23 protein-coding genes are annotated in these 22,637 nt (G+C 66.4%); 12 read left to right on the top strand and 11 right to left on the bottom strand.

Annotated elements, in window-relative coordinates:
• Window positions 1-1,092: 1,092 nt before the first annotated feature.
• Window positions 1,093-1,530: a thioredoxin TrxC gene (trxC, locus tag JMF82_RS15835; protein WP_201315523.1), complete on the bottom strand. Its 438-nt coding sequence runs from the start codon at window positions 1,528-1,530 to the stop codon at window positions 1,093-1,095.
• Between the two features lie 77 nt (window positions 1,531-1,607).
• Here trxC and JMF82_RS15840 point away from each other — a divergent pair, with 77 nt between their 5' ends.
• Entirely contained in the window at window positions 1,608-2,072 is a 465-nt protein-coding gene (locus tag JMF82_RS15840) for a hypothetical protein (RefSeq protein WP_201315524.1), read from the top strand.
• A 1-nt stretch (window position 2,073) separates the two neighbouring features.
• Here JMF82_RS15840 and JMF82_RS15845 read toward each other — a convergent pair whose 3' ends face one another.
• The 4 genes from JMF82_RS15845 to JMF82_RS15860 all read right to left on the bottom strand — a co-directional run bounded on the left by JMF82_RS15845 (window position 2,074) and on the right by JMF82_RS15860 (window position 8,044).
• Window positions 2,074-3,486, bottom strand: a complete 1,413-nt coding sequence (locus tag JMF82_RS15845; RefSeq protein ID WP_201315525.1) for a tetratricopeptide repeat protein — start codon at window positions 3,484-3,486, stop codon at window positions 2,074-2,076.
• Entirely contained in the window at window positions 3,483-4,883 is a 1,401-nt protein-coding gene (locus tag JMF82_RS15850; RefSeq protein ID WP_201315526.1) for a glycosyltransferase, read from the bottom strand. The genes JMF82_RS15845 and JMF82_RS15850 overlap by 4 nt, the downstream gene beginning before the upstream one ends.
• A 342-nt stretch (window positions 4,884-5,225) precedes the next feature.
• Window positions 5,226-6,020, bottom strand: a complete 795-nt coding sequence (locus tag JMF82_RS15855) for an SH3 domain-containing protein (RefSeq protein WP_201315527.1) — start codon at window positions 6,018-6,020, stop codon at window positions 5,226-5,228.
• 152 nt (window positions 6,021-6,172) lie between these two features.
• Window positions 6,173-8,044, bottom strand: a complete 1,872-nt coding sequence (locus JMF82_RS15860) for a 3'-5' exonuclease (RefSeq protein ID WP_201315528.1) — start codon at window positions 8,042-8,044, stop codon at window positions 6,173-6,175.
• A gap of 154 nt (window positions 8,045-8,198) precedes the next feature.
• Here JMF82_RS15860 and JMF82_RS15865 point away from each other — a divergent pair, with 154 nt between their 5' ends.
• Complete coding sequence (locus tag JMF82_RS15865; RefSeq protein WP_201315529.1) at window positions 8,199-8,663, top strand: VOC family protein; 465 nt, start codon at window positions 8,199-8,201, stop codon at window positions 8,661-8,663.
• On the opposite strand, the gene JMF82_RS15870 is transcribed toward JMF82_RS15865, so the two are convergent.
• Window positions 8,647-9,588 carry an oxygenase MpaB family protein gene (locus tag JMF82_RS15870; protein ID WP_201315530.1) on the bottom strand — a complete coding sequence of 314 codons (942 nt, stop codon included), beginning with the start codon at window positions 9,586-9,588 and terminating at the stop codon, window positions 8,647-8,649. The two genes, JMF82_RS15865 and JMF82_RS15870, sit on opposite strands and share 17 nt — an antisense overlap.
• 247 nt (window positions 9,589-9,835) lie before the next feature.
• Here JMF82_RS15870 and JMF82_RS15875 point away from each other — a divergent pair, with 247 nt between their 5' ends.
• Window positions 9,836-10,933 carry a 3-deoxy-7-phosphoheptulonate synthase gene (locus JMF82_RS15875; RefSeq protein ID WP_201315531.1) on the top strand — a complete coding sequence of 366 codons (1,098 nt, stop codon included), beginning with the start codon at window positions 9,836-9,838 and terminating at the stop codon, window positions 10,931-10,933.
• 117 nt (window positions 10,934-11,050) lie between these two features.
• Here the strand turns inward: JMF82_RS15875 and JMF82_RS15880 are convergent, their stop codons facing one another.
• Complete coding sequence (locus JMF82_RS15880; RefSeq protein ID WP_201315532.1) at window positions 11,051-11,476, bottom strand: OsmC family protein; 426 nt, start codon at window positions 11,474-11,476, stop codon at window positions 11,051-11,053.
• Between the two features lie 152 nt (window positions 11,477-11,628).
• On the opposite strand from JMF82_RS15880, the gene JMF82_RS15885 reads away from it, so the two are divergent.
• Window positions 11,629-11,904, top strand: a complete 276-nt coding sequence (locus JMF82_RS15885) for a GNAT family N-acetyltransferase (protein ID WP_201315533.1) — start codon at window positions 11,629-11,631, stop codon at window positions 11,902-11,904.
• 154 nt (window positions 11,905-12,058) lie between these two features.
• Window positions 12,059-12,691: a DUF1345 domain-containing protein gene (locus JMF82_RS15890; RefSeq protein ID WP_236585507.1), complete on the top strand. Its 633-nt coding sequence runs from the start codon at window positions 12,059-12,061 to the stop codon at window positions 12,689-12,691.
• Between the two features lie 44 nt (window positions 12,692-12,735).
• Here the strand turns inward: JMF82_RS15890 and JMF82_RS15895 are convergent, their stop codons facing one another.
• Entirely contained in the window at window positions 12,736-13,218 is a 483-nt protein-coding gene (locus JMF82_RS15895) for a YajQ family cyclic di-GMP-binding protein (protein WP_201315535.1), read from the bottom strand.
• 106 nt (window positions 13,219-13,324) lie between these two features.
• Between JMF82_RS15895 and JMF82_RS15900 the strand changes: the two genes are divergently transcribed.
• Both JMF82_RS15900 and JMF82_RS15905 read left to right on the top strand, forming a co-directional pair.
• A complete protein-coding gene (locus tag JMF82_RS15900) occupies window positions 13,325-14,503 on the top strand; it encodes an NAD(P)/FAD-dependent oxidoreductase (protein ID WP_201315536.1) in 1,179 nt (392 codons plus the stop codon).
• 64 nt (window positions 14,504-14,567) lie between these two features.
• Window positions 14,568-15,455 (top strand): NAD(P)-dependent oxidoreductase, encoded by an 888-nt coding sequence (locus tag JMF82_RS15905; RefSeq protein ID WP_201315537.1) that lies wholly within the window; start codon window positions 14,568-14,570, stop codon window positions 15,453-15,455.
• 99 nt (window positions 15,456-15,554) lie between these two features.
• On the opposite strand, the gene JMF82_RS15910 is transcribed toward JMF82_RS15905, so the two are convergent.
• Window positions 15,555-16,028, bottom strand: a complete 474-nt coding sequence (locus JMF82_RS15910; protein WP_201315538.1) for a YaiI/YqxD family protein — start codon at window positions 16,026-16,028, stop codon at window positions 15,555-15,557.
• Window positions 16,025-16,894: a PhzF family phenazine biosynthesis protein gene (locus tag JMF82_RS15915; protein WP_201315539.1), complete on the bottom strand. Its 870-nt coding sequence runs from the start codon at window positions 16,892-16,894 to the stop codon at window positions 16,025-16,027. Before JMF82_RS15915 ends, JMF82_RS15910 begins: the two co-directional genes overlap by 4 nt.
• Window positions 16,895-17,058: 164 nt before the next feature.
• Here JMF82_RS15915 and JMF82_RS15920 point away from each other — a divergent pair, with 164 nt between their 5' ends.
• The 4 genes from JMF82_RS15920 (at window position 17,059) to JMF82_RS15935 (ending at window position 20,125) form a co-directional block, all read left to right on the top strand.
• A complete protein-coding gene (locus JMF82_RS15920) occupies window positions 17,059-17,661 on the top strand; it encodes a rhomboid family intramembrane serine protease (RefSeq protein ID WP_201315540.1) in 603 nt (200 codons plus the stop codon).
• Between the two features lie 114 nt (window positions 17,662-17,775).
• Window positions 17,776-18,501 carry a hypothetical protein gene (locus JMF82_RS22045; RefSeq protein WP_236585509.1) on the top strand — a complete coding sequence of 242 codons (726 nt, stop codon included), beginning with the start codon at window positions 17,776-17,778 and terminating at the stop codon, window positions 18,499-18,501.
• Between the two features lie 134 nt (window positions 18,502-18,635).
• Complete coding sequence (locus JMF82_RS15930) at window positions 18,636-19,022, top strand: hypothetical protein (RefSeq protein ID WP_201315541.1); 387 nt, start codon at window positions 18,636-18,638, stop codon at window positions 19,020-19,022.
• 80 nt (window positions 19,023-19,102) lie between these two features.
• Complete coding sequence (locus JMF82_RS15935) at window positions 19,103-20,125, top strand: aminopeptidase (RefSeq protein WP_201315550.1); 1,023 nt, start codon at window positions 19,103-19,105, stop codon at window positions 20,123-20,125.
• Here the strand turns inward: JMF82_RS15935 and JMF82_RS15940 are convergent.
• The gene (locus JMF82_RS15940; protein ID WP_201315542.1) at window positions 20,122-20,943 is read right to left on the bottom strand and encodes a cytochrome c; all 822 of its coding nucleotides are present in this window, start codon (window positions 20,941-20,943) and stop codon (window positions 20,122-20,124) included. The two genes, JMF82_RS15935 and JMF82_RS15940, sit on opposite strands and share 4 nt — an antisense overlap.
• Window positions 20,944-21,275: 332 nt before the next feature.
• On the opposite strand from JMF82_RS15940, the gene pncB reads away from it, so the two are divergent.
• Entirely contained in the window at window positions 21,276-22,478 is a 1,203-nt protein-coding gene (gene pncB / locus JMF82_RS15945) for a nicotinate phosphoribosyltransferase (protein ID WP_201315543.1), read from the top strand.
• Window positions 22,479-22,637: the final 159 nt, after the last annotated feature.

A 22,637-nucleotide genomic window follows, 5' to 3' on the forward strand; every position in this document is an offset into this window, starting at 1 on the left:
CCTATCCCCTGTGTGCCTTGAGCCTGGTCGTCACCGGCGACACGGTGGTGCGCGACATGTTCTACGACGGGCATCCCGAGGAAGAACCGGGCGCCATTGTCTGTCGCGTATCGCCGTCGTTCGTCCGCTTCGGCAACTTCGAGTTGCCGGCGGCGCGGGGCGACGTCGCCCTGTTGAGGCAACTGGTCGATTTCACCATCGCGCGTGATTTCCCGGAGCTGCAAGGCGAAGGCGAAGCGCTGTATGCGTCATGGTTTGCCCGGATATGCGAACGCACCGCCGTGACCATGGCGCACTGGATGCGGGTGGGCTTCGTGCATGGCGTGATGAATACCGACAACATGTCCATCCTCGGACTCACCATCGACTACGGTCCCTACGGCTGGATCGACAACTTCGACCCGGAGTGGACGCCCAACACCACGGACGCGGGGCGTCGCCGCTACCGCTTCGGCCAGCAGCCGAACGTGGCATGGTGGAACCTCAGCCGGCTGGCGATGGCGCTGTCGCCGCTGTTTTCCGGCGTCGAACCGTTGCAGGCGGGCCTGGACCGTTACGCCGCCGCGTACGCCGCCGCCGACCGGGAGAACATCGCGGCGAAGCTTGGCTTCGCGGTGTGCCGCGACGACGACGTGGAGCTCATGCGCTCCTTGCACACGCTGCTGGCCGAAGCGAATGTCGACATGACGCTGTTCTTCCGTGCGCTCGCCGGGGTGGATCCGCGCCAGCCATCGCTGGAACCGCTGCGCGAGGCGTTCTACGACGAGGCGATCCGCGTGGCGGCGGAACCCGCTTTTCTGGCATGGCTGGCGCGTTATGCGGCGCGCGCCAGCGACGATCCGCTGCAAGGTGAGGAACGGCGTGCGCGCATGAACGCGGCCAATCCCCGCTACGTGTTGCGCAACTATCTCGCGCAGGAGGCGATCGACCGCGCCATGCAGGGCGATTACGCCGGCATCGATGAGTTGCTGGATGTCATGAGGCGGCCATACGACGAGCAGCCGGGCCGCGAGCGCTTCGCGCGGAAGCGTCCCGACTGGGCCATGCACAAGGCGGGTTGTTCGATGCTCTCGTGCAGCTCGTGAGCGCAGTTCAGTGCAGCGCGTTGGCGAGGAACTGACGCAGCTGCACGGAATTGAGCGCGCCGGCCTGTCGGGCGATCTCGCGGCCGCCCCGCAGCACCAGCAACGTGGGAATACTGCGTATGCCAAACCGCTGTGCCAGCGCCGGCTGGGCCTCGGTATCCACCTTGGCGAGCCGCAACTGCGGCTCCAGCGCGTGCGCCGCCTCGGCGAAGACCGGAGCGAAGTTGCGGCAGGGGCCACACCAGGGCGCCCAGAAATCCACCACCACCGGCAGGTCGCCACGACCGGCCACGGCGTCGAAGTTGCCCGACGTCAGCTCCACCGGCTTGCCCTGGAACAGCGCCTGCTTGCAGCGCCCGCATACCGGATGCTCGCCGATGCGCTCGGACGGCACGCGGTTGAGCGCGCCGCAATGCGGGCAGGGGATATCCAGCGTGGTGGACATGGCGAACCTCGTGGCGAACACTCGATGTCGTGTCAGATGGTGATGGCGAGGCCCTGAAACAAGGCGGAGGGGTGGGGATGGAAAGTGGTCTCCGGCAACCCATGGCGCGCCTGGCAATGCTCCTGGGCATCTGCTGGACCTCGCCCAACAGCCTGCTGGGACTGCTGGCCGGCCTCGCGTGCCTGCCCTGGGGTGCGCGGCCGCAATGGCGGCGCGGCGATTGCGCGCTGGTGTTTCGCCACATGCCGTGGCGTGGCGTGGGGGGCGCGCTCACGCTGGGCAACGTGATCCTCTGCACCGGTGGGGAACTGGCCACGCCCTGTGCGACCTATGCCCACCGCGCGGGCCAGGGCGATGAGCCGATCATTTCGCTGGCCGATCATGAGCGTGCCCACGTTTACCAGTACATGGTGCTGGGGCCGCTGTTCCTGCCGCTTTATGCGTTGCACGGCGGCGTGAGCGCGCGCAATCGCTTCGAGCGGGCGGCGGATCGTTACGCACGATGTGGCGCCGGCTGGTGGCCCTGGCGCAAGTTCGATTGATTCAGAGCGGGTAGCGCACCGAAAGGTTCACGCTGTTGCACCAGTACCCCGAGCCGCCACCGTTGGCCGACGCGGCCGAACTGCGGCCCAGTTGCAGCTCCAACCTTCCGTTGCCCGGGAGGCGACCGCTGAGCGAGGCGCCGACCGTATACACGCTGGCGCCCGCGCCATCGGTGACCTGCCGGCCCACGGCCGCCACGCCACGAACCTTCCACTCCTGGCTGAGGCTGTACACGCCGACCAGGCCGACTTGCGCCGTGCGGTAGTTGGCCGGGTTGAAGTACACGCCATGGCTTGGCTGGCTGCTGTGGAAGATGCGCGCGGAGAATTCCGCGCCGATCGCGCCGCCCGTGTCAGGGATGTCGTAGGGACTCAGCAGCACCTTCAGCGTGCCACCGTCGCGGTGATTGCCGTCGCTGAAGTTCTGTCGGTAATACGTCGGCACGACGTACCAGCGCGAGGCCGGGCGCAGGCTGACGCCCACGCTGTAGACGTCGTAGATCAGCCGGTCGGCGATCGCGGTGTCCGTCGGTACCGGCGCACGTTCGGCGCCGGTCGACAGGCTGAAGCTGTCGCTCGGCTGCAGCGTCCAGCGCGCGCTGCCCTGCAGGTAGTTCCAGCTGCCGCTGCGGCCCGGGCCCAGATCGAGATCGATGCGGTTGTCGTCGCCCAGATGCCATTCGCCCAGCAACGAGAGGTCGTCGAGCCGGTGCGACTGCAGGTCGTCCTCGACATGCGTGGTGCCTGCGGCGATGCCCCAGCGCTGCGTCCAGCCGTCATGGCCGGAAGGCGCGAAGCGGTAGGCGCCACCGACATGCCAGGTATCCAACCCGTCGCTGTCATGGCTGTACGCAAAATCGCCCTGCAGCTGCGATGACAAGGCGAGGCGGATGTCGTCGCCGAGCAGGCGGTATTGCGTGGCCAGGTAGCCTTGCGTGTCCGGTGCGGGGGCCGCGTCGAGATAGTTCGCGCCGCGATCCTCCCAGCCCAGCGATTGCGTGGCGCGCATCAGCTCCACGGTCGGGCGCGTCTGGCCCATCGCGAACGGCGCCACCAAGGCGTAGGCCGCGCGCGGATAGTCCTGCGCGTTCAAGGCCTGGGCAAGGCCGGTGTCGGCCGCCTGCCGCGCGGGCGTGCCCACGGCTTCCCGTTGGGCCAGGCGGAACGCGTCCGCCGCGGCGGGGTACTGGCCCAGCCACAGCGTGGATTGGCCAAGCCCCATCGCGGCGGCATAGCGGTCGTCCTGCGATCCGCCGTTCTGCGCCAGTGCCGCGGCGAACAGCGTGCGTGCGCGTGCCGGCTGGTTGTCCGACAGGGCCGCCCGTCCGGCCTGGATATCGCCGGCGATCGAGGCGGTTTGCGCGTGCGCTGCCGGCAACAGCAGGAGCGCCAGCAGGGGAAGCCGGCGTTTCATTTCGTTCCCCACCGCTTGCGCATCTTGAGCAGTTCGGCGACATAGCCCATCACGCAGCCCGGTTGCAGCACGACGCCGTAGAACAGGGTGTACATCATCAGTCCGAACGGGTTGTGCCGGACCTTGAGGTTCTGCGCGCGGAACATGCGCGACTGGATCACGTACATCAGGTAATTGACCAGGCCGGCCATCGGCAGCACCAGCAGGGTCATCGGGCCGGCCAGCCAGTAGATGCCGAAGCAGGCCAGCAGCAACCCCGGGATGAACACCAGCGTGTAGACCAGGTCCATGTACGGAAACAGCAGGTTCCACCAGATGAAGAGCGTGCTCATGCGGCGATGGAACAGCAGGCCGCCGTGCGCCTTGAACGCCTCGATCAGACCGCGCGACCAGCGCTGGCGCTGGCGGATGAACTGGCGCAGCGTGGTGGGCGCGTTGGTGAAGGTGATGGCGTCTTCGCAGTAGCCCACGCGATGGCCGTCGCGCAGGATGGCCCAGGTCAGCACGATGTCCTCGCCGACGCATTCGGGCCAGCCGCCCACCACGCGCAGGATGTCGGTGCGATACAGCGAGAACGCACCCTGCGCGACCAGCGTGCCCTGGAACAGGCTCTGCAGGCGCTTCACCGCGGCGATGCCGTGGAAGTAGTCCCACTCCTGCATGCGCGTCACCAGGTTGTGGCGCGAGTTGCGCACCAGCACGGCGCCCGCGACGGATGCCGTGTTCGGCGGATCGCTCAGGTAGCGCTCCACCAGCCGGCGCAGCGCGTTGCGGTAGAGGTACGAATCGGCGTCGAGCGTGACGGTCAACGGGTACGAGGCATGGCGCAGTCCGACATTCAGCGCCTTGGCCTTGCCGCCATTGCACTTGAGGTCGATCACGTGCAGCCATGGGAAGGAGACGCTGCGCAGGCGCTCCATGGTGCCGTCGGTCGAACCGTCGTTGATCACCATGACTTCGATCGGGCCGGGATACTCCTGCTGCGCGATGCTCGCGATCGTGCCCAGGATGGACTCTTCCTCGTTGAAGGCGGCGACCAGCACGGTGATGCCCGGCAGGTCCGCGTCCGCGAATTGCGAACGGGGCGGGCGGCGATCCAGCAACAGGCCGACCACCAGGAAAGCGTTCATGAAGCCCGGCAGGATGGCGATGCCGAAGATCATCACGTGCGCGAGCACCGAACCCACTTCGTTGCCAAGTTCATGGATCCAGCGTTGCGCCAGCGAGTAGGAGAAGATCGCCCAGGCGATGGAAGCGACCAGCGTCAGCGCGAACTTGAGGCGCACCGACAGGTAGGAGCGGCGATGCACCTTGCTGTCGTTGGCGGCAGCCACGGGGAGAGAAAGCGATTTTCCCCTCGCTGGCTGTTCGCGCCACTCTTCCGCATTGATGCTCATGGATACTCCGCTCGTGTAATGGCCCGCCGCAGGTACAAACCGTCCCCGCCCGCCGGGTGTTGTCCGGTGGGGGAGGCGCTCGTCCGGTGGTTCCGGCGGCCGCCTTCGTCGACCTGGTGAGTGATGGCCCTGTCCCTGGAGAGGTAAGGGCAAGAGTCGTGCCAGTCGGACGACGTGGCGGGTTGGGACGGAATGGAGGGTTTTTATCCGGGATTGGGCCGGGAGTGGCCCGCAAGGAAAGCTACCCGAAGGCCACGCAAGGGGTTCGAGCGACGCCTTAGGTCAATGCATGACAAAAAAAGCCGCGGTGGGTCCGCGGCTTTCCGGGGTCGTTGGAACAGGTCAGTGCCCGTTGTCGTCCTGCTTCTTGGGCTCCGGGCGGGGTGCCGGCTTCTGGCCGCCATGGCTTTCACCCTGCGCCGGACGATGCTCCTGTGCGGGTCGTTGCGCAGGGGGTGGGGCGGGGTGGGCGGCCGGGCTGGGCGCCGGCTGACGGTGGGTTTCCTCAGGCGTCGGCGGACGGTTGCCGCCAGGCGGTGGTCGATAGGCCGGCGAAGACGGGCGATTCTCCGGCGGCTGATGTTCCGGCGCGCGTTCGGGCTGCGCTCGATAGCCTGCCGACGGCACGGGCCGGGCAGCCGGAGCCGCCGGCTGGTGGGGCGGGGGCGGCGCTTGGCGCGCATCCGGCGTCGGTGGCGGGCGATCACGGCCGCGGTCACGGTCGCGGTCGTCTCCGCGCCAGCCCGGCGGACGGGGTGGCGGGCGTGACTCGATGTGGCGGTCGTACCAACGGTCGCGATCCCGATAGAACGGACGGTCGCGGTAGTAGTGGTCCCAGTAAACGCCGATCGAGAACGCGACGATGGGGATGCCTATGCGCGGCCCGTAATCGGCCACGATCACCGGCTGGTTCTCGTAGGTGTATTGCACGAACGTGCCCGCCACCCAGCCACGCGTGCCCATCGTGATCACGTCGCACCAGGTCCACCCTTCCAGGCAGCCCTGGATGTCCACCGGCGTGCCCGCCGGCAACTCGGCGACAGGTGGGTAGCCGATGTCGGGGCCGGCGTAGAGGTCGACGTATGAAGTGATTACGCCGTTGGCGCCCTGCGCGGCGGCTGTGCCCGTGAGGGCCAACGAAAGCAGGATCGTGCACTGATAGGTCGCATCGAGATCTCTCGTGGGTATGCGACCCGATGAGACCCCCGCCCGCGAGAAGACATCGTCAATCCTGTGTCAGCAGGCTGGACTGCCTTCAGGAAGGACAACGGCGGCAAAACGTCCGGCGATCAGGCGATCTCGGCCAATTGCCCCTGCACGTCGTTGATCGAGTTGCGGATGCGCTGGCTGAAGATCGAATCCTCGTGGTGGATCATCACCAGCCGCTCGGTGGCGCGCGTCATCGCCACGTAGAGCAATCGGGCCTCGTCGGCTTCGTCCTTGCCCGGCTTGGGCAGCGAGCCGAGCCCGGGAATGATCACCAGCGGGAACTCCAGGCCCTTGCTGGAATGCATGGTGACCAGCTTCACCGTGTCTTCCACCACGAACAGCGAGCTCTTGCCGTTGCCCTCCGCCAGGCGGCTTGGAATGCCCGCGCGCGCCAGGGCTTCGTGCAGCTTTTCGCCTTCCCAGGCATTGCGGAAGATCACCGCCATGTCCGACAGGTGCCGGCCATGGCCGTGCTCATGGCGCAGCCGGTCGATGATGGCCTGCAACTGGTCCTCCTGCCGTTCCACGCGAATCAGTTCCGGCAGCGCACCACGCCGGCCCGCGCTTTGCGGCGCGATCAGCGGCACGCTGTCGTCGTCCTCGCTGCGTTCGAGCAGCAGTTCATTGGCGAAGCCGCGCGCCACGGAGAGGATTTCGAGCGTATTGCGGTAATTGAGCTTGAGGATGGTGGTGCGCCCCTGCGCCTGCACGCCGAGGCTCTTCCAGCTGATCTTCTTGCGGCTGGCCTGGCCGTAGATGTTCTGCGCGTCGTCGTACAGCACCAGCAGCGAGTTGGTGTTGGGATCGATCATCTGCACGATCAGCTTGTACCAGTCCGGCTCGAAATCATGTCCTTCGTCGATCAGCACCGCGCCGTACTGGAAACGCGGAATCTGCCCGCGATCCACGCCCTCGATCACCGCGGGCGGCAGTTCCTCGGCAAAATGCGGGCCTTCCGGCGGCAGCGGCACGTGGTACGCCGCGAGCATGCTGCGGCACCACTTGTGGAAGTTGTAGACCTGCACCTTGTCGCTGAGGCCGCGTTCGCCCATCAGCTGTTCCAGGCGCGCCGCGAGCGTCTTGTTGTAGCAGAGCACGAGGATCGGCTTGGACAGCGCACGCGCCAGCTCCATCGCGCGAAAGCCCAGGATCATCGTCTTGCCCGAGCCGGCCACGCCGTGAATGATGCGGTGCTCGTCGCCCAGCGAACGCGCGAGCAGCTCCTGCTGCGCATCCATCACCCGGATGAGGTCCGGCACTTCCACCCTGGTCACGCTGGCGCGATCGCCGGAGGCGAACAGGCCGAACTGGCCTTCGCCCGGCTCCACGCGGATTTCCGGGAACAGATGCCAGCGCACGCGGTCGATCTGCGGCAGCGTGAGCGCCGTGGGAAACACCTGCGGGAACATCGCCCACAGCCGTTCCTGGAACGCCTCGGACTCCACCGATTCGTACATCTCGTCCTGGCAGATCACCAGGTGCGCGGGAATCACCGCATCCAGCTGCCCCGCCTCGAACTGCTTGCGGCTGATGTTGGCCAGCACCACGCCGTAGCCCCAGGGCATCAGCAGCTTGCCTTCGTAGGTGTGGCCTGGCGGATAGCGCAGCGCGGGGTCGTGCTGCAGCACCTTGTAGATCTCGCCGGCGCAGTCGCGCGCCTGCATCAGCGGGTTGTGCTCCTTCACGCTGCTGCTGCCGGTGAGCAGGGTGAACAGCGTGCGGTCGGCCTGCTGGATGGTGCCGGGCTTCCAATCCTTCACCTCCAGCACCAGCAGGCCGCGGCGAGGATGGAACACGATGAAGTCGGGGCGGCGCTGCTTGGGGCCGATGGGCACGTCGTACCACAGCAGGTAGTCATCCTCGAGCTTCTGTTCCAGCCGTTCGGACAGCCGCTTCTCGCCGCTGGTCATGCGCGAAAGGCAGCTGTTTCGAGAAGGAATGAGCGTCGCCATCGTGGCCCCTGGGCGTGCGGATTGGGCGACGTTAGCGGATCGGGGGCGACTGTCAATCCAATCTGCGGGGCCTGCCGCTTGGATTTTCGCCAAGACGCCCAAAGGCGGGAGGCGTAAGGTCCTTCGCATGCCCCTGGCTGTCACGGAGTCCACGATGAGCACCTATCCCGCGCCGATCGTCCATGAGCTGTTTCCCTATCTGCGCGTGCGTAACGCCAGCGCGGCCATCGACTACTACCAGCGCGCCTTCGGGGCGCGGCTGCGGCTTCGCCTCGACGAGCCGGGCACCGGAAGGGTGGGGCATGCGGAGCTCGAGCTGGGTCCGGCGGTGTTGATGGTGTCCGACGAATATCCCGAGTGCGACATCCTCGGTCCGCAGAGCGTGGGCGGCACCAGCGTCTCCATCCATCTGCACGTCGACAACGCCGACAACGCGCTGGCGCGAGCGGTGGCGGCGGGAGGCACGCTGATACGCCCGGCGCAGGACGCGTTTTACGGCGAGCGTGGCGGTACCGTGCGCGATCCGTTCGGGCACGAGTGGTTGATCGGCCACAGCATCGAGGACGTGAGCCCGGCGGAAATGCAGCGACGCTACGATGCGCTCATGTCCGGGGGCTGATGCAGTTCCAATGCTGCAACGTATCGCTCGCCACGCCGACGCGGGCGCAAGCCCGCGCGGCGATGCCGTCGTGCAATGCCGCACGAAACACCGGTGCGACCGACCACAGCGCCCTCGACGCGAGCCGTGCCTGCGCACGCTGCAACGATGTGCGGCCCAGCAGGGATACGGCCCACTCCGGCAACAGCGCTGCGCCGGCCTGCAGGAACACCTCGCGCGACAGACCGGCCGCCGGCACGGGCAGGCGAACGCGCGAAAGCACTTCAAGCACCTCCCGTGAGCGGTGGTCGAAGCGCAGCTGCGGCCTTACATGGCGAAAATAGGCGGCCACCTGCGCTTCCGAAGCGGGCACCTCCCGCGCGCCCAGGGCTTGTGCCACGCGCCGCACTTCGTCGTAGTAATGATCGGCGGCGCCCGCGGGCAATGATGCGTGGCTGTAGCGCCGATAGCCCTGCAGGAAGCTGTAGGCCTCGGTCACGTGCACCCAGGTCAGCAGCGCCGGATCGTCCGCGGCGTATGGACGTCCATCCTCCGTCACGCCATGAACCTGCGAATGAATGGTCTTCACCCGCTCGATCAGTTTCTGCGCCTGCCCGCGCGGCGCATAGGTGGTTCCACTGACGAAGGACGTGGTGCGACGCAGGCGTCCCAGCAGGTCCTCACGGAAGTTGGAGTGGTCCCACACGCCCGCGAGCGCGAGAGGATGCAGCGTCTGCAGCATCAGCGCCGCGAGGCCACCGGCGAGCATGCCCGGGAAGTCGGCGTGCACCCGCCAGGTCGCACTGTCCGGCCCGAAAAGACCAGGATCGCCGACAGGATGGTCGTAGTCGACATGCCCGCCGCCACCGCGCGGAAAAGCGCTCAGCACCCAGCGGCGGATGGGTTCGCGCGCAGGCCGCGACAGCAGGTTCCAGAGCGTGGTCATGGGGCGAGTGTATCGCTTGGTTTCAAATGCACCGTTTGCACGTGCGAAAAAGCTGTGTTATCTCTTCACCCCATGACCCACGCCACCGCCCGCCAGTATTTTTGGTTTTACGGCTATCCGATGCCGCTGGCGGAGGGTGGGTCGCGATTGTCCTAAGACATCGACACCAGAACCCAAAAGGCCGCCAGCCACCACTGGCGGCCTTTTTTCTTGGGTCGCGAGTGGAAACCCCGATCAGGAGACCACCGTGAACCTTTCCACCGACGACCTGCGCATTCGCGCCATCACCCGGCTCAGCACGCCCGCCGAAGTGATGCGCGATTTCCCCATGAGCGGGCGTGCGGCCGGCACCGTCAGCGCGTCGCGCGACGCCTTGCACCGCATTCTCACTGGCCATGACGACCGCGTGGCGGTGGTCATCGGCCCCTGTTCGATCCACGATACGGCGGCCGCGCTCGAGTATGCGCGGCGCCTCGCCGGGCAACGCCAGCACCATGCCCGAGAGCTGGAAATCGTGATGCGCGTGTATTTCGAAAAACCGCGCACCACCGTGGGCTGGAAAGGCCTGATCAACGATCCGGACCTGGACGGCAGCTTCCGGATCGACAAGGGCCTGCGGATGGCGCGCGGCCTGCTGCGCGACATCAACGAACTGGGCGTGCCTGCCGGCTGCGAGTTCCTCGACATGATCACGCCGCAATACATCGCCGACCTGGTGGCATGGGGCGCGATCGGCGCGCGCACCACGGAAAGCCAGGTGCATCGCGAGCTCGCTTCCGGGCTTTCCTGCCCGGTCGGCTTCAAGAACGGCACCGACGGCAACGTGAAGATCGCGGTTGATGCCGTGCAGGCCGCCTCGCAACCGCACCATTTCATGGCGGTGACCAAGGACGGCCAGACGGCCATTGCCGCGACGGCCGGCAACGAGGATTGCCACGTGATCCTGCGCGGCGGCAAGGTGCCCAACTACGACGCGGCAAGCGTCGACGCGGCCTGCAAGGCGATTGGCGGCGCGGGCCTCGACAGTCGCGTGATGATCGACGCCAGCCATGCGAACAGCAGCAAGCAGCCGGAAAACCAGCCACGCGTGGTGGAAGACATCGCACAGCAGCTGGCCGGCGGCGAGCGACGCATCGTTGGCGTGATGGTCGAGAGCCACCTCGTCGGCGGTCGCCAGGAACTGGTGGCCCACCAGCCGCTGCGTTACGGCCAGAGCATCACCGATGGATGCATCGATTGGGACGCGTCGGTGGATGTGCTGGAGCGTCTGGCGCATGCCGTGCGTGAACGACGCGCGTTGGGGCGCGCCGCGTCACATGCGGTGCGTGTGGCTGCCGGTTGCTGACGGGCAGCCTCCGGCGCGCCCGGCCGGCAGCCGGTCGCGCTGGTTGGGGTCGGTGCGGTCCGATGCGACGGGATCCACGACGAGCGTGCGGCTCGCCACGCGTGCACTGCCTTCCACTCAGCGCTCCAGCTGCGCGTCCAGGTTGATCTTCGCCTTCAATACCTTGGATACCGGGCAGCCGGCCTTGGTGGCCTGCGCAATCTTGTCGAAGGCCTGGGCGTCGATATCGGCAACGCTGGCGCGGCAGGTGAGGTCGACCGTGGTGATGGCGAAGCCGTCGCCATCCTTGTCGAGCGTGACGACGGCCTTGGTTTCGATGTGCTTGGCGACGAATCCCGCCTGTTCCAGGCCCAACGCGAGCGCCATGCTGAAGCAGCCGGCATGCGCGGCGCCCAGCAGTTCTTCCGGATTGGTGCCCGGGCCGTCTTCGAAGCGTGAACGAAAGCCGTAGGGTGCATCACGCAGCACGCCGGTGGCCGTGGAGATCGTGCCGGTGCCTTCCTTCAGTCCGCCGGCCCAGGCGGCGGAAGCGGTCCTTTTCATGGGTGATGCCTCGCGCAGTGAGCGGGTGCTGCGCAAGTGTGCCTATTCGCCCATGCATGAAACGCGAAAGGCAACCACGCCGACCTTCACGCGCGGTTCGCCGTGCGATGCATTACGCTTGCGCGCCATCGTTTCATCAGGGTGAGTGTTTCATGTCCGCCGAGATCAACCACAACCCAAGGACGCATCGCTTCGAGACCAAGGTCGACGGTGTCCCTTGTGTACTGGATTACACACTGGTCGATGGCGTCATGACGATCACCCACACCATCGTGCCCTCCGCGGTCGGTGGACGCGGCATTGCCTCCAATCTCGTGCGTACCGCGCTCGACATGGCGCGCGCCGAACACTGGAAGGTCGATCCGGCATGTTCGTATTCCGAGATATGGATGACACGCCATCCTGAGTACCAGGACCTGCATGTCTGAGCTGCGCGCAAAACGGCATTAAGATGCGCCATGCCCGCTGCCGGGCCATGGGAGAAGCCGTCTTGACCGCAAGCCGTTTGTTGCCCGCCGGGGCGTTCGCATGAATACCCCCACCGGAAATGCCACCCCGCCCGGCCGGCGAGTCCACTTCCGCATGTTGCGCGCCCGCCCGCGGCTGGCCGCCTCCACGGCGGTTTTCCTTGCCACCTGGCTGGCGTTGTGGCTCGCGTTCCACATGAAGCCGACCAAGTCCCTGCTGCTCGGATTCGACCTGGGCGTACTGATGTATCTGGTTGCGCTGGCCAGGCTGTTCGAGCGCTGCAAGACCATGGAGATGATGCGAGGCCAGGCGCGCCGGCAGGACACCGGGCGCTGGGGCGTGCTGTGGACGGCGCTGGGCCTGACCGGCGTCGTGGCGGTGGCGCTCACTACCGAGCTGGGCGCCGCGCACGGCGGTGGCGTGCAGGGCCTGGTGATCGCCACGAGCAGCATCGTGCTGTCGTGGCTGTTCCTCAACATCATGTTCGCCATGCACTACGCACACGGCTACTACGGCGATTTCGGCAAGAAGCACGAAGGCCTGGAGTTCCCGGGCACGCCGCAGCCCGACTACTGGGATTTCGCCTATTTCGCCATCGTGATCGGCATGACCTTCCAGGTCTCGGACGTGCAGATCACCAGCCGTTACCTGCGCCGCGTGGCGCTGATGCACAGCGTGATCGCGTTCTTCTTCAACGTGTTCATCATCGCGATCAGCGTGAACATCGCGGCCAGCCTGGGGGCCTGACCGCTCCGTCCATCCGGCCTGCCGGATGGACGCCGAGGCCTCTCTCAGTCCCGGAAATTGTCGAACTGTAGCGGCAGTTCGACGTCGGCCTTGCGCAGCACGCCCATGGCCAGCTGCAGGTCATCGCGCTTCTTGCCGGTCACGCGCAGCTTGTCACCGTTGATCTGGGCCTCGACCTTGAGCTTGGCCTCCTTCAATGCGGCCACCAGCTTCTTGGCGATCGGCTGCTCGATGCCCTGCTTGACGGTGATCTTCTGGCGCGAGCCGCCGAGGTTGGTTTCCGGATCGCCCACTTCCAGCGCGCGGATGTCGATCTTTCGCGTGGTCAGGCGGCCGCGCAGGATGTCCAGCATCTGCTGCAACTGGAATTCGCTGGGAGCGGCCTGCGTGATGACGAAGCCTTCCAGCGTGAACCTGGCGTCGGTGCCCTTGAAGTCGAAACGATTGGTCAACTCGCGGTTGGCCTGGTCCACGGCATTGGTCAGCTCGTGCTTGTCGACTTCGGAAACTACGTCAAAAGAGGGCATGGCAGCCGTCCGGTGCGATGGGAAAGCTGAAGTTTAAGCGATATGGCCCCGGCTGGCGGATAATGCGCGGCTGGCGACGGGAGCGGGCGATGACGGCGGTGCGTGCGTGAAAGTGGATGTATTGGTCGTCGGCGCCGGCGCCGCCGGACTCATGTGCGCCATGGTGGCCGGCCAGCGCGGGCGCTCCGTGCTGGTGGTGGATCATGCCAACAAGGTCGGCAAGAAGATCCTGATGTCGGGCGGCGGTCGCTGCAATTTCACCAACATGGGCGTGACGCCTGCCTGCTATCTCTCGGCCAATCCGCATTTCGCCAAGTCGGCGCTGGCGCGTTACACGCCATGGGACTTCATCACGATGGTGGAAAAGCATCGCATCGCGTATCACGAGAAGGAGCTTGGCCAGCTTTTCTGCGATGAATCCTCCAAGCTGATCGTGCGCATGCTGCTGGATGAATGCGCGCAGGCCGGCGTTCGCATCGAGGCGAATTGCGGCGTGACGCGCGTGCAACGCACGGAAGAGGGCTTCAAGGTGCTCACCGCCCGGGGCGAGGTGCACGCGCAGTCGCTGGTCGTCGCAACGGGCGGCTTGTCCATTCCCAGCATGGGGGCGACCGGTTTCGGTTACGAGCTGGCCCGGCAATTCGGCCACAACGTGCTGCCTACGCGCGCGGCGCTGGTGCCGTTGACGCTCAGCGGAAAACACCAGGAGCGTTATCAGGACCTCTCGGGCGTCGCGTTGCCCGTCGTCGAAGCGCGCGTGGGAAAGCGCGGGTTCCGCGCCGGCATGCTGTTCACGCATCGCGGCGTCAGCGGGCCGGCCATCCTGCAGATTTCCTCGTACTGGCAACCCGGCGACGACTTGCGCATCGATCTCTTGCCCGAGGTGGATGCCGGCGCCTGGCTGCACGAACAGCGTGCGGCCCGCCCCGCCGCCGAGTTGAAGAACGTGCTTGCCGATGTGCTGCCCCGGCGCCTCGCGCAGCGCCTGTGCGAGTTGTGGTTCGAAAGCAGGCCCATGCGCCAGTACCGGGAGGCGGAACTGGCGCAGATCGGCACGCAGCTGCACGACTGGCCCATCGTCGCCAGCGGCACGGAAGGCTACCGCACGGCTGAAGTCACGCTCGGTGGCGTCGATACCGATGGCCTGTCGTCATCGACCCTGCAATCGAAGCTCGTTCCCGGCTTGTTCTTCATCGGCGAAGTGGTGGACGTCACCGGTTGGCTGGGCGGTTACAACTTCCAGTGGGCATGGGCGTCCGGACATGCGGCGGGTGAGGTGGCGTGATTTCGCACGAGCTGAACGCGTTGCGTGATCCACTGGCAAATATGCAAGACCTGGAGGAGTGCACATGAAAGTCGGTTTCATCGGCCTGGGCGCCATGGGTAGCGCCATGGCCAGCAACCTCATCAAAGCGGGCCATGAAGTGACGGTATGGAACCGTTCGCACGGCCCGACCGAGCCACTCGCATCGCTGGGCGCCAAGGTGGTGAAGAGCGCGGATCGCGCCGTCCTGGGCGACGTGCTGTTCAGCATGCTCGCGAACGACCAGGCGGTGCGCGAGGTCTTCATCACCGGCGGGCTGCTCGACGCGATGGACAAGGGCATCGTGCACGTCAATCACGCCACGATTTCGGTGGCGCTCGCCAGGGAGCTGGCCGAAGAACATGCGAAGCGTGGCATCGACTATGTCGCCGCTCCCGTGTTTGGCCGTCCGGATGTAGCCGCGGCCGGCAAGCTCAACATTGTCGCCGCGGGCAGGCCCGGACCCATCGAGCGCGTGCGCCCGTTGCTGGAGGCCATGGGCAGTCGCATCTGGCCGCTGGGCGATGCGCCCGAGCGTGCCAACGTGGTGAAGATCGCCGGCAACTTCATGCTCGGCGCCGCCATCGAGAGCATGGCCGAAGCGTCGGCGCTGACGCGCGCGCATGGCGTCAGCGCGGCCGATTTCCTCGAAGTGATGACCAGCACGCTGTTCGCGTCGCCGGCGTTCCAGGGCTATGGGAAGCTGATCGCCGAGCAACGCTACACGCCGGCCGGGTTCGCCTTGCCGTTGGGCTACAAGGACATTGGCCTGGCCCTGTCCGCCGGCGATGCCGCGCGCGTCCCGCTGCCGCTTGCCAGCCTCTTGCATGACAGCCTGCTGGAGGCGTTGTCGGCAGGTGAGGAGGACGTCGACTGGTCGATCATGGCGCAGGTCGCCGCACGGCGCGCGCATCTGGACGAACGCGAGCTCTAGCCATCCGCTTCCCTGTAGGAGCGCACCCAGTGCGCGAAAAGCCTACGAAGCAGCGATGCCGCGGTCCCGCGGTCCCGCGATCGCGCACTGGGTGCGCTCCTACAGGGGTTTCGCCTGTCGTCGCCGCGTCAGCCAGCGATCCAGCTGGTTCGCGAAGGCCTGCTTGTCACGCGCATGGAAGGCCGCCGGGCCGCCCGTGTCGATGCCGGCGCCGCGCAATTCGTCCATGAAATTGCGCATGCCCAGGCGCTGCGCGATGGTGTCGGCGGTGTACAGCTCGCCGCGCGGATGCATGGCGAGCGCGCCCTTGGCGATCACGGCGGCGGCCAGGGGAATGTCCTGCGTCACCACCAGATCGTCGGCGGCCACGCGCTCCACGATCTCGTTGTCGGCGACATCGAAACCACCGGGCACCTGGAGGGCGCGCACGTAACGCGAGGGCGGCGTGCGCAGCCACTGGTTGGCCACCAGCGTGACCTGCACCTGCTCGCGTTCGGCGGCGCGGAACAGCACCTCCTTGATCGCCGCCGGGCAGGCGTCCGCGTCCACCCAGATCTGCGCGGCGGGATTCACGCCGCGCCGTCCCAGTGCAGCGTGCCGTCGATGATGGTGTTGGTGCGTCCGCCGATCCATACGGTATCGCCGTCGATGCGCACGGCAAGGCTGGCGTCGTGGCCGATCTCGCGGCCCTGGCTCACCATGTAGCCGCGAGCAAGCGGGCCATGCGGCTCGGCATGGGCGATGTAGGCCGCAATCAGGCCGTTGGCCGCGCCGGAGGCGGGATCTTCCACGATGCCGACGCCAGCCGGAAACGCTCGCACGACCAACTGGTAATCGGGGTGCGAGCTGCGTGCGAACACGCAAAGGCCCAGGCTGTCGGTGGCTTGCGCCAACGCGCCGATGGCCGAGTGATCCGGTTGCCAGTGGCGCAGGGAGGCTTCATCGGCGCACTCGGCCAGCCACCAGTGGCGTCCACCGGCCACGTAGGCCGGCGGCAGGGCGCCAAGGCCGATGCCGCCCAAGGCGGCCTGCAGCAATGGATGGGCGTCCAGGCCGGTCTTGTCTACCACCGCGTGGGGCGATTTCAGCAGCAGGCCGCTTTCTTCGACACGGATCGGCAGCACACCCGCACCGCATTCCTGCCACAGCACGCCGTCCACGGGCGTCGACAGGCCGCACAGCAGCACGGCATGCGCGCTGCCGATGCTCGGATGGCCGGCGAAGGGAATTTCCTTGTGCGGCGTGAAGATACGTACGCGATAACTCGCCTTGGGCTGGCTCGGTGGCAGCAGAAACGTGGTTTCGACCAGGTTGGTCCAACGGGCAAAGGCTTGCATGCGGGCGTCGCTCCAGCCGGTGGCGTCGGTGACGACGCCCAGGTGGTTGCCGCCGCCGGGCGTGGCGGCAAAGACGTCCAGATGCAGGTAACGGATCGACATGGGGGATGATGCCTGCAGGCGTGGGGAAAACGCGCGAAGCCGCGAATGATAGTGCGGATCGGCGCGCCGTGCGCAGCGGCCCGGTCGCCGGTGGTGTCGACAAGCCGGGTGCGTGACGCCAAGATGCGGACTCTTTGTCCCGGCGATTCTCACGGAAAACCTGCATGATCACCCTGGCCATCATCGCCATCACCTGCATCGTGTCCTTCATGGCGTTCAACAACGTCCGCCTCATGAACGACCTGATCCTGTGGCCGCCTGCCATCACGCGGCATCGCGAGTATCACCGGCTGGTGACCTACGGCGTGGTGCACGCGGATTTCAACCACCTGCTGTTCAACATGATCACGCTGTTCTTCTTCGGCCGCTCGATGGAGGGCTTCTATACGGCGCGATTGGGCATGCTGGGCTTCGCCCTGTTCTATATCGTGGCGTTGGTGGTCTCGATCCTGCCCACCTATCTCAAGAACCGCAGAAACCCGAACTATCGCAGCCTGGGCGCGTCGGGCGCCGTTTCGGCCGTGCTGTTCGCCTATATCCTGCTGGCGCCGTGGTCGCGCATCATCGTGTTCGTGGTGCCGATGCCGGCCATCGTCTACGCCGTGCTGTACCTGGCCTATTCGATCTACATGGACCGCCGCGCGCAGGACAACGTCAATCACAGCGCGCACCTGTGGGGCGCCGCGTTCGGCGTGGCATTCACGCTGTTGCTGCGGCCGGAAGTGTTCTCGTATTTCCTCTCGCAGCTGGCGCAGCCGCGCTTCTGAGCGAGCCACGCGGCTGGCGTTGCTCACACCAGAGTCATCTATGCGGTGCTAATGGTCGTGGTGCCTGGCGAGCAGGGCGTCGGGCACTCTCGACTACCGCAGGAGTGAAGACGCATGGCAACGACGCGCAAGCCGGCCGCGAAGAAATCCTCGGCCAGGAAAGCAGCCACCCGCAAAAGCACCCGCAAGACCGCCACCCGCAAAGGCGCCGCACGAAAGGCGCCCGCCAAGAAGGTGGCCCGCAAGACCGCCGCACGGAAATCTCCCGCGCGAAAGACCACTGCCAGGAAGACCTCGACCAAGAAGACCGCTGCCCGCAAGGTAGCGGCACGCAAGGGCGCCGCCCGCAAGGCCGCGGCCAAGACGTCCACCCGCAAGTCCGCCGCCAAACGGCCGGCGACGCGCAAGACCACCGCCGCCGGGAAGACGGCGAAAAAGACCGCGCGGAAGACCACGCGCAAGATCGCAGCGAAAAAGACCCCGGTGAAAAAGGCCGCGACACGCAGGGCGGCCGCGAGCAAGACCGCGCGCAAGGCCGCCACCCGCAAGACTGCACCTCGTCGGGCGCACGCGACTGCCGCGCCGAAACGGGCTGCGCGTCCACGCACGGCGTCGCGCAAAAAGAAGCAGCTGACGCCGCAGGAAGCGGCCGCCAACATCCAGGCCCTGCTCGAAGCGAAGCAGGAACGGGTGAAGCAGGGTCCGACCTGGCCCGGAGCGGACCAGCCGCCGTCCAGTGACTCGGCTAACCTTGGCAACGGCAACTCCGCCACAGGCGTGTCCAGCGAAGCGGTTTACGGGCACATCCGCCAGCCCCCCGAGCGCGGTGGCAACGGCTGAACCGGCGCCGGAAGCGGTTGTTCGCAAGCGCATGGCCGGGTGGTGGGCGCCTCCTGGCCATGCGTGGGGTGCATTCAGCACGTACTTAATCGTCCGGGTCCAGAGTGGAGTCGTCTCCCACCGAGGTGATGGTCATGAAACGCGTGCTTGCCGGAATTGCCCTTGCGGTCGCCACCGCGGCGTTGTCCGGTTGTTACTACGATCCCGGTTACAGCTACGTGCGACCCGTGGCGGCCTACGGCGGCGGTGATGCCTATTACGGCAGCGGCGTCACCTACAGCTATGCGCCGGGTTATTACTACCCCAGCTACGGCTATTACGGCTACGGCGGGTATGGCTGCTGTTACGGCCCGGCCGTGAGCGTCGGTATCGGCGGCGTCTGGTACGGCGGGCACTCGCACTATTACAACCATGGCGGCTACTACGGCCACGGCGGTTACTACGGCGGCCATGGCAGCTACTCCGGTCATGGCGGCTGGCATGGCAGCCGCGGCAGCTGGAACGGCAACCACGGCCACTGAAGTCAGGGCACAATCGCGGCATGAGGTTGTTCACCGGCATGCCGCCAACCCACGCAATCTTCGGGCCCATCGCCCTGGCGATGGGCCTCATGCTTTCTGCCTGCAGCACGGTGGGCTATTACGCGCACGTCGCCGAAGGGCAGGGGGCACTGGTGCTGCATCGCCGGGACGTGACGGAGGTCGTCGACGACCCGTCCACGGAGCCATCGGTGAAGCAGCGATTGGCGCTCGCGCAGCAGGCGCGACGGTTCGCCACCGCCAAGCTGGCCTTGCCGGACAATCGCAGCTACACCAGCTACGTCCAGCTCGATCGGCCTTTCGTGGTGTGGAACGTGTTCGCCGCGCCGCGCTACTCGGTGGCGCCGGTGACGCACTGTTTCCTGTTCGCCGGTTGCGTGGCCTACCGTGGTTACTTTTCGCAGGACAAGGCGAAGCGGGAGGCGGCACGGCTGGAAGCCGAAGGCAACGACGTCTACGTCGGCGGCGTGCCCGCGTATTCCACGCTGGGCTGGTTCGCCGACCCCATCCTCAGCAGCATGATGCGTTGGGATGACGACGAGCTGGCCGGCACCATCTTTCATGAATTGGCCCATCAGCTCGTTTACGTCAAGGACGACAGCGCGTTCAACGAGTCTTTCGCCACCTTCGTGCAGGAGGAGGGGCTGCGGCAATGGCGGCAGTCGCGGGGCATGGCACCGCAGGACGTGCGAAGCAAGGCGATGGATGACGGTTTCACGCAGCTGGTGCTGGACCTGCGTGACCGGCTGAAGCACGTGTATGCGAGCGGTGTGGATGCTTCGGCCATGGAAGCCGGCAAGCAGCGCGAGATCGCCGGCTTCCGCACGCGCTACGCGACGTGGCGTGCGCACGACTGGCCCGGCGATCACCGCTACGACGCCTGGGTGGCTGCGCCGATCAACAACGCCAGGCTCCTGCCATTCGGACTCTACGATCGCTGGACGCCCGCTTTTGCGGCGTTGTACCGCCAGGCGGAAGGAGCGTGGCCCGCGTTCTATGCGAGCGTCCGTGCACTGTCCAGGCTGCCCCAGTCGCGGCGAGAGCAGGCCTTGGAGCAGTGGCTGGCGGCCAGCGGGCAGCCTTAGGGGCGTCCGGGATACGCCTTGCGCCCGCTCATGTGGCGCAGGTAGGCAAGCAGCTCATCGAGTTCCGCATCGGACAATGCCTGGCGATCGAAGCCCGGCATCCGCGCCTGCGGCCAGAGCCTGAGCGACTGGGGGTCGCGGATATAGGCGCGCAGCAGGCTCTCCCTGAGGTACTCGGTGGGGCTGTGCGGAACGTTGAGGTCGGGGCCGAGCCGGGCCTCGCCTTGGCCATTGAGCGTGTGGCAGGCAAAGCAGGTGCGCTGGAACACGGCGAAACCCCTGCGGATCGCGCTGTCGGGTTTCAAGGCCGGGTCCGGGACGATGGCGGGGAAGCGTTCCGCGGCGGGCGCGAGGCGGCGGATGGCCGCCAACTGGAACGGCCACTGCTCCGGACCGATGCGCATGGCCTGTGGGTCGGTCCACACCACGTAGAACGGGCCGGCCACCTTGTTTCCGGCGATCGAGGGCCAGGGGTGGGCCGGGTCCTCGACGGCCAGCCACGCTTCCGAACCATGGGCCTGCAGGATCTGCGCGGCCGGCATCTCCGCGGCGAAGCCGTCGGAGGCCACGAACAGCAATGCGTCTTCGGCGTGGGCACCCTGCAACAGGGCCTTGAGCGGAACGGCGCGGTAATGCATGGCTCGCTTGAACGAGACGTCGTCGGGAACGTTGACCGTGCGGGCGTCGGGGCGGGCCAGCAGCTGCTCGGTGCGGTAGACCTGCGCGCCATGGCCAAGGTCGATGGTCAGTTCGGCAGCGCGCAAGGGCAGGGCCAGGCAAAGGGCGAACAGGCACAGGCGGCGCAGCAGGGCGGGCATCGGGCGTTTCCCAGTGGGGCAAGGCCGTGGATTGTAGGGGCGTCCGCCAGCTTGCCAAAAGCTGAACGAATCCATCGGGACGCTTGAACTAGGTCAGCACGGCCCACACTAACCATCCGTATCGCCGTGACGGCGACATGAAGTGGTGCAGTTTCATCGTGCCACTGGGGGGTCGGTCCCATTTCCCCCTCTTTGTTAGGACCGGCCTGACAAAACCCCGGTAGCCCCTCCCCTGGCTACCGGGGTTTTTATTTGCCTGACGTTGCCGGACGCTCGCGTGACCGGCCTGCAGGGCGGGATAATCCACTCTCCCCGCGCCGCGCGAGCGACCGATGATCGTTTCCTCCCTGCTCGATACCGACCTGTACAAGTTCTCGATGATGCAGGTAGTGCTGCACCACTACCCGGCGGCCCAGGTCGAGTACAAGTTCAAATGCCGCAACCCGGGCATCGACCTGGTGCCGTACATCGACGAGATCCGCGCAGAGCTGGATCACCTGTGCTCGCTGCGTTTCACGCCGGAAGAACTGGACTACCTGCGTGGCTGGCGCTTCATCAAGAGCGATTTCGTCGACTTCCTGGGCCTGTTCCAGCTCAATGCCAAATACGTCGACATCCACCCCGCGCAGGCCGGCCCGGGGGAGATAGAGATACGCATCCGCGGCCCGTGGTTGCACACCATCCTGTTCGAAGTGCCGCTGCTGGCGATCATCAACGAGGTGTATTTCCGCAACACCCGGCCGGGCCTCGATCCAGGCGAAGGGCGCCGGCGACTGCGCGACAAGATCGCCTTGCTGCGCGATACCGGGGGCTACGCGGACTGCAAGATCGCCGACTACGGCACGCGCCGCCGCTTTTCGCGCCCTTGGCACCAGGAAGTCGTCACCACGCTGCGCGACGGCCTGGGGCAGCAGTTCGCCGGCACCAGCAATGTCTGGTTGGCCTGGAAACTCGGCCTGACGCCGCTGGGCACGCTGGCTCACGAATACCTGCAGGCACACCAGGCACTTGGTCCGCGCCTGCGCGATTCGCAGGTGGCGGCGCTGGAAACCTGGGCGCGCGAGTATCGGGGCGACCTGGGCATCGCGCTGTCGGACGTCTACGGACTCAGCGCGTTCCTGCGCGACTTCGACATGTACTTCTGCAAGCTGTTCGACGGCACGCGGCACGACTCGGGCGATCCGTTCGCCTGGGGCGAGCGCGTGCTGGCGCACTACCGGGCCAACCGTGTGGATCCGCGCACCAAGGTGCTGGTGTTCAGCGATGGCCTGGACATTCCCAAGGTGATGGCGCTGTACAAGCACTTCCATGGGCGCTGCCAGCTCGCCTTCGGCGTCGGCACCAATCTCACCAATGATGTCGGGCCCGAAGCGCTGCAGATCGTCATCAAGATGATCCGCTGCAACGGCCAGCCGGTAGCGAAGATCAGCGACTCGCCGGGCAAGAACATGTGCGAGGACAGCGCCTACGTGGCCTACCTGCGCCAGGTATTCGAGATTCCCGCGGAGCCCGATCTCGCAACGGCGGTTGCCTGAGCGGGGCGCGCATCGTTTTGTCCGGCGCCGCAGATTTTCTGTAGGAGCCCACCCTGTGGGCGACTGCGGCGCAACGGCTTTACCGCTCCGTCGGCTTGTCGCGCACAGGGTGCGCTCCTACAGGGGAAGCGAGATGGACGGCTCTTTTGTAGGAGCCCA

The sequence above is a fragment of the Dyella sp. EPa41 genome, from assembly GCF_016586165.1.
Lineage (GTDB): Bacteria > Pseudomonadota > Gammaproteobacteria > Xanthomonadales > Rhodanobacteraceae > Dyella.

Excerpts from the sequence above, each read along its gene's own strand:
- trxC (WP_201315523.1), bottom strand. The coding sequence starts at position 1,530 with ATGTCCACCACGCTGGATATCCCCTGCCCGCATTGCGGCGCGCTCAAC.
- JMF82_RS15840 (WP_201315524.1), top strand. The coding sequence starts at position 1,608 with ATGGAAAGTGGTCTCCGGCAACCCATGGCGCGCCTGGCAATGCTCCTG.
- JMF82_RS15845 (WP_201315525.1), bottom strand. The coding sequence starts at position 3,486 with ATGAAACGCCGGCTTCCCCTGCTGGCGCTCCTGCTGTTGCCGGCAGCG.
- JMF82_RS15850 (WP_201315526.1), bottom strand. The coding sequence starts at position 4,883 with ATGAGCATCAATGCGGAAGAGTGGCGCGAACAGCCAGCGAGGGGAAAA.
- JMF82_RS15860 (WP_201315528.1), bottom strand. The coding sequence starts at position 8,044 with ATGGCGACGCTCATTCCTTCTCGAAACAGCTGCCTTTCGCGCATGACC.
- JMF82_RS15865 (WP_201315529.1), top strand. The coding sequence starts at position 8,199 with ATGAGCACCTATCCCGCGCCGATCGTCCATGAGCTGTTTCCCTATCTG.
- JMF82_RS15870 (WP_201315530.1), bottom strand. The coding sequence starts at position 9,588 with ATGACCACGCTCTGGAACCTGCTGTCGCGGCCTGCGCGCGAACCCATC.
- JMF82_RS15880 (WP_201315532.1), bottom strand. The coding sequence starts at position 11,476 with ATGAAAAGGACCGCTTCCGCCGCCTGGGCCGGCGGACTGAAGGAAGGC.
- JMF82_RS15885 (WP_201315533.1), top strand. The coding sequence starts at position 11,629 with ATGTCCGCCGAGATCAACCACAACCCAAGGACGCATCGCTTCGAGACC.
- JMF82_RS15890 (WP_236585507.1), top strand. The coding sequence starts at position 12,059 with ATGTTGCGCGCCCGCCCGCGGCTGGCCGCCTCCACGGCGGTTTTCCTT.
- JMF82_RS15895 (WP_201315535.1), bottom strand. The coding sequence starts at position 13,218 with ATGCCCTCTTTTGACGTAGTTTCCGAAGTCGACAAGCACGAGCTGACC.
- JMF82_RS15905 (WP_201315537.1), top strand. The coding sequence starts at position 14,568 with ATGAAAGTCGGTTTCATCGGCCTGGGCGCCATGGGTAGCGCCATGGCC.
- JMF82_RS15915 (WP_201315539.1), bottom strand. The coding sequence starts at position 16,894 with ATGTCGATCCGTTACCTGCATCTGGACGTCTTTGCCGCCACGCCCGGC.
- JMF82_RS15920 (WP_201315540.1), top strand. The coding sequence starts at position 17,059 with ATGATCACCCTGGCCATCATCGCCATCACCTGCATCGTGTCCTTCATG.
- JMF82_RS22045 (WP_236585509.1), top strand. The coding sequence starts at position 17,776 with ATGGCAACGACGCGCAAGCCGGCCGCGAAGAAATCCTCGGCCAGGAAA.
- JMF82_RS15930 (WP_201315541.1), top strand. The coding sequence starts at position 18,636 with ATGAAACGCGTGCTTGCCGGAATTGCCCTTGCGGTCGCCACCGCGGCG.
- JMF82_RS15935 (WP_201315550.1), top strand. The coding sequence starts at position 19,103 with ATGGGCCTCATGCTTTCTGCCTGCAGCACGGTGGGCTATTACGCGCAC.
- JMF82_RS15940 (WP_201315542.1), bottom strand. The coding sequence starts at position 20,943 with ATGCCCGCCCTGCTGCGCCGCCTGTGCCTGTTCGCCCTTTGCCTGGCC.
- pncB (WP_201315543.1), top strand. The coding sequence starts at position 21,276 with ATGATCGTTTCCTCCCTGCTCGATACCGACCTGTACAAGTTCTCGATG.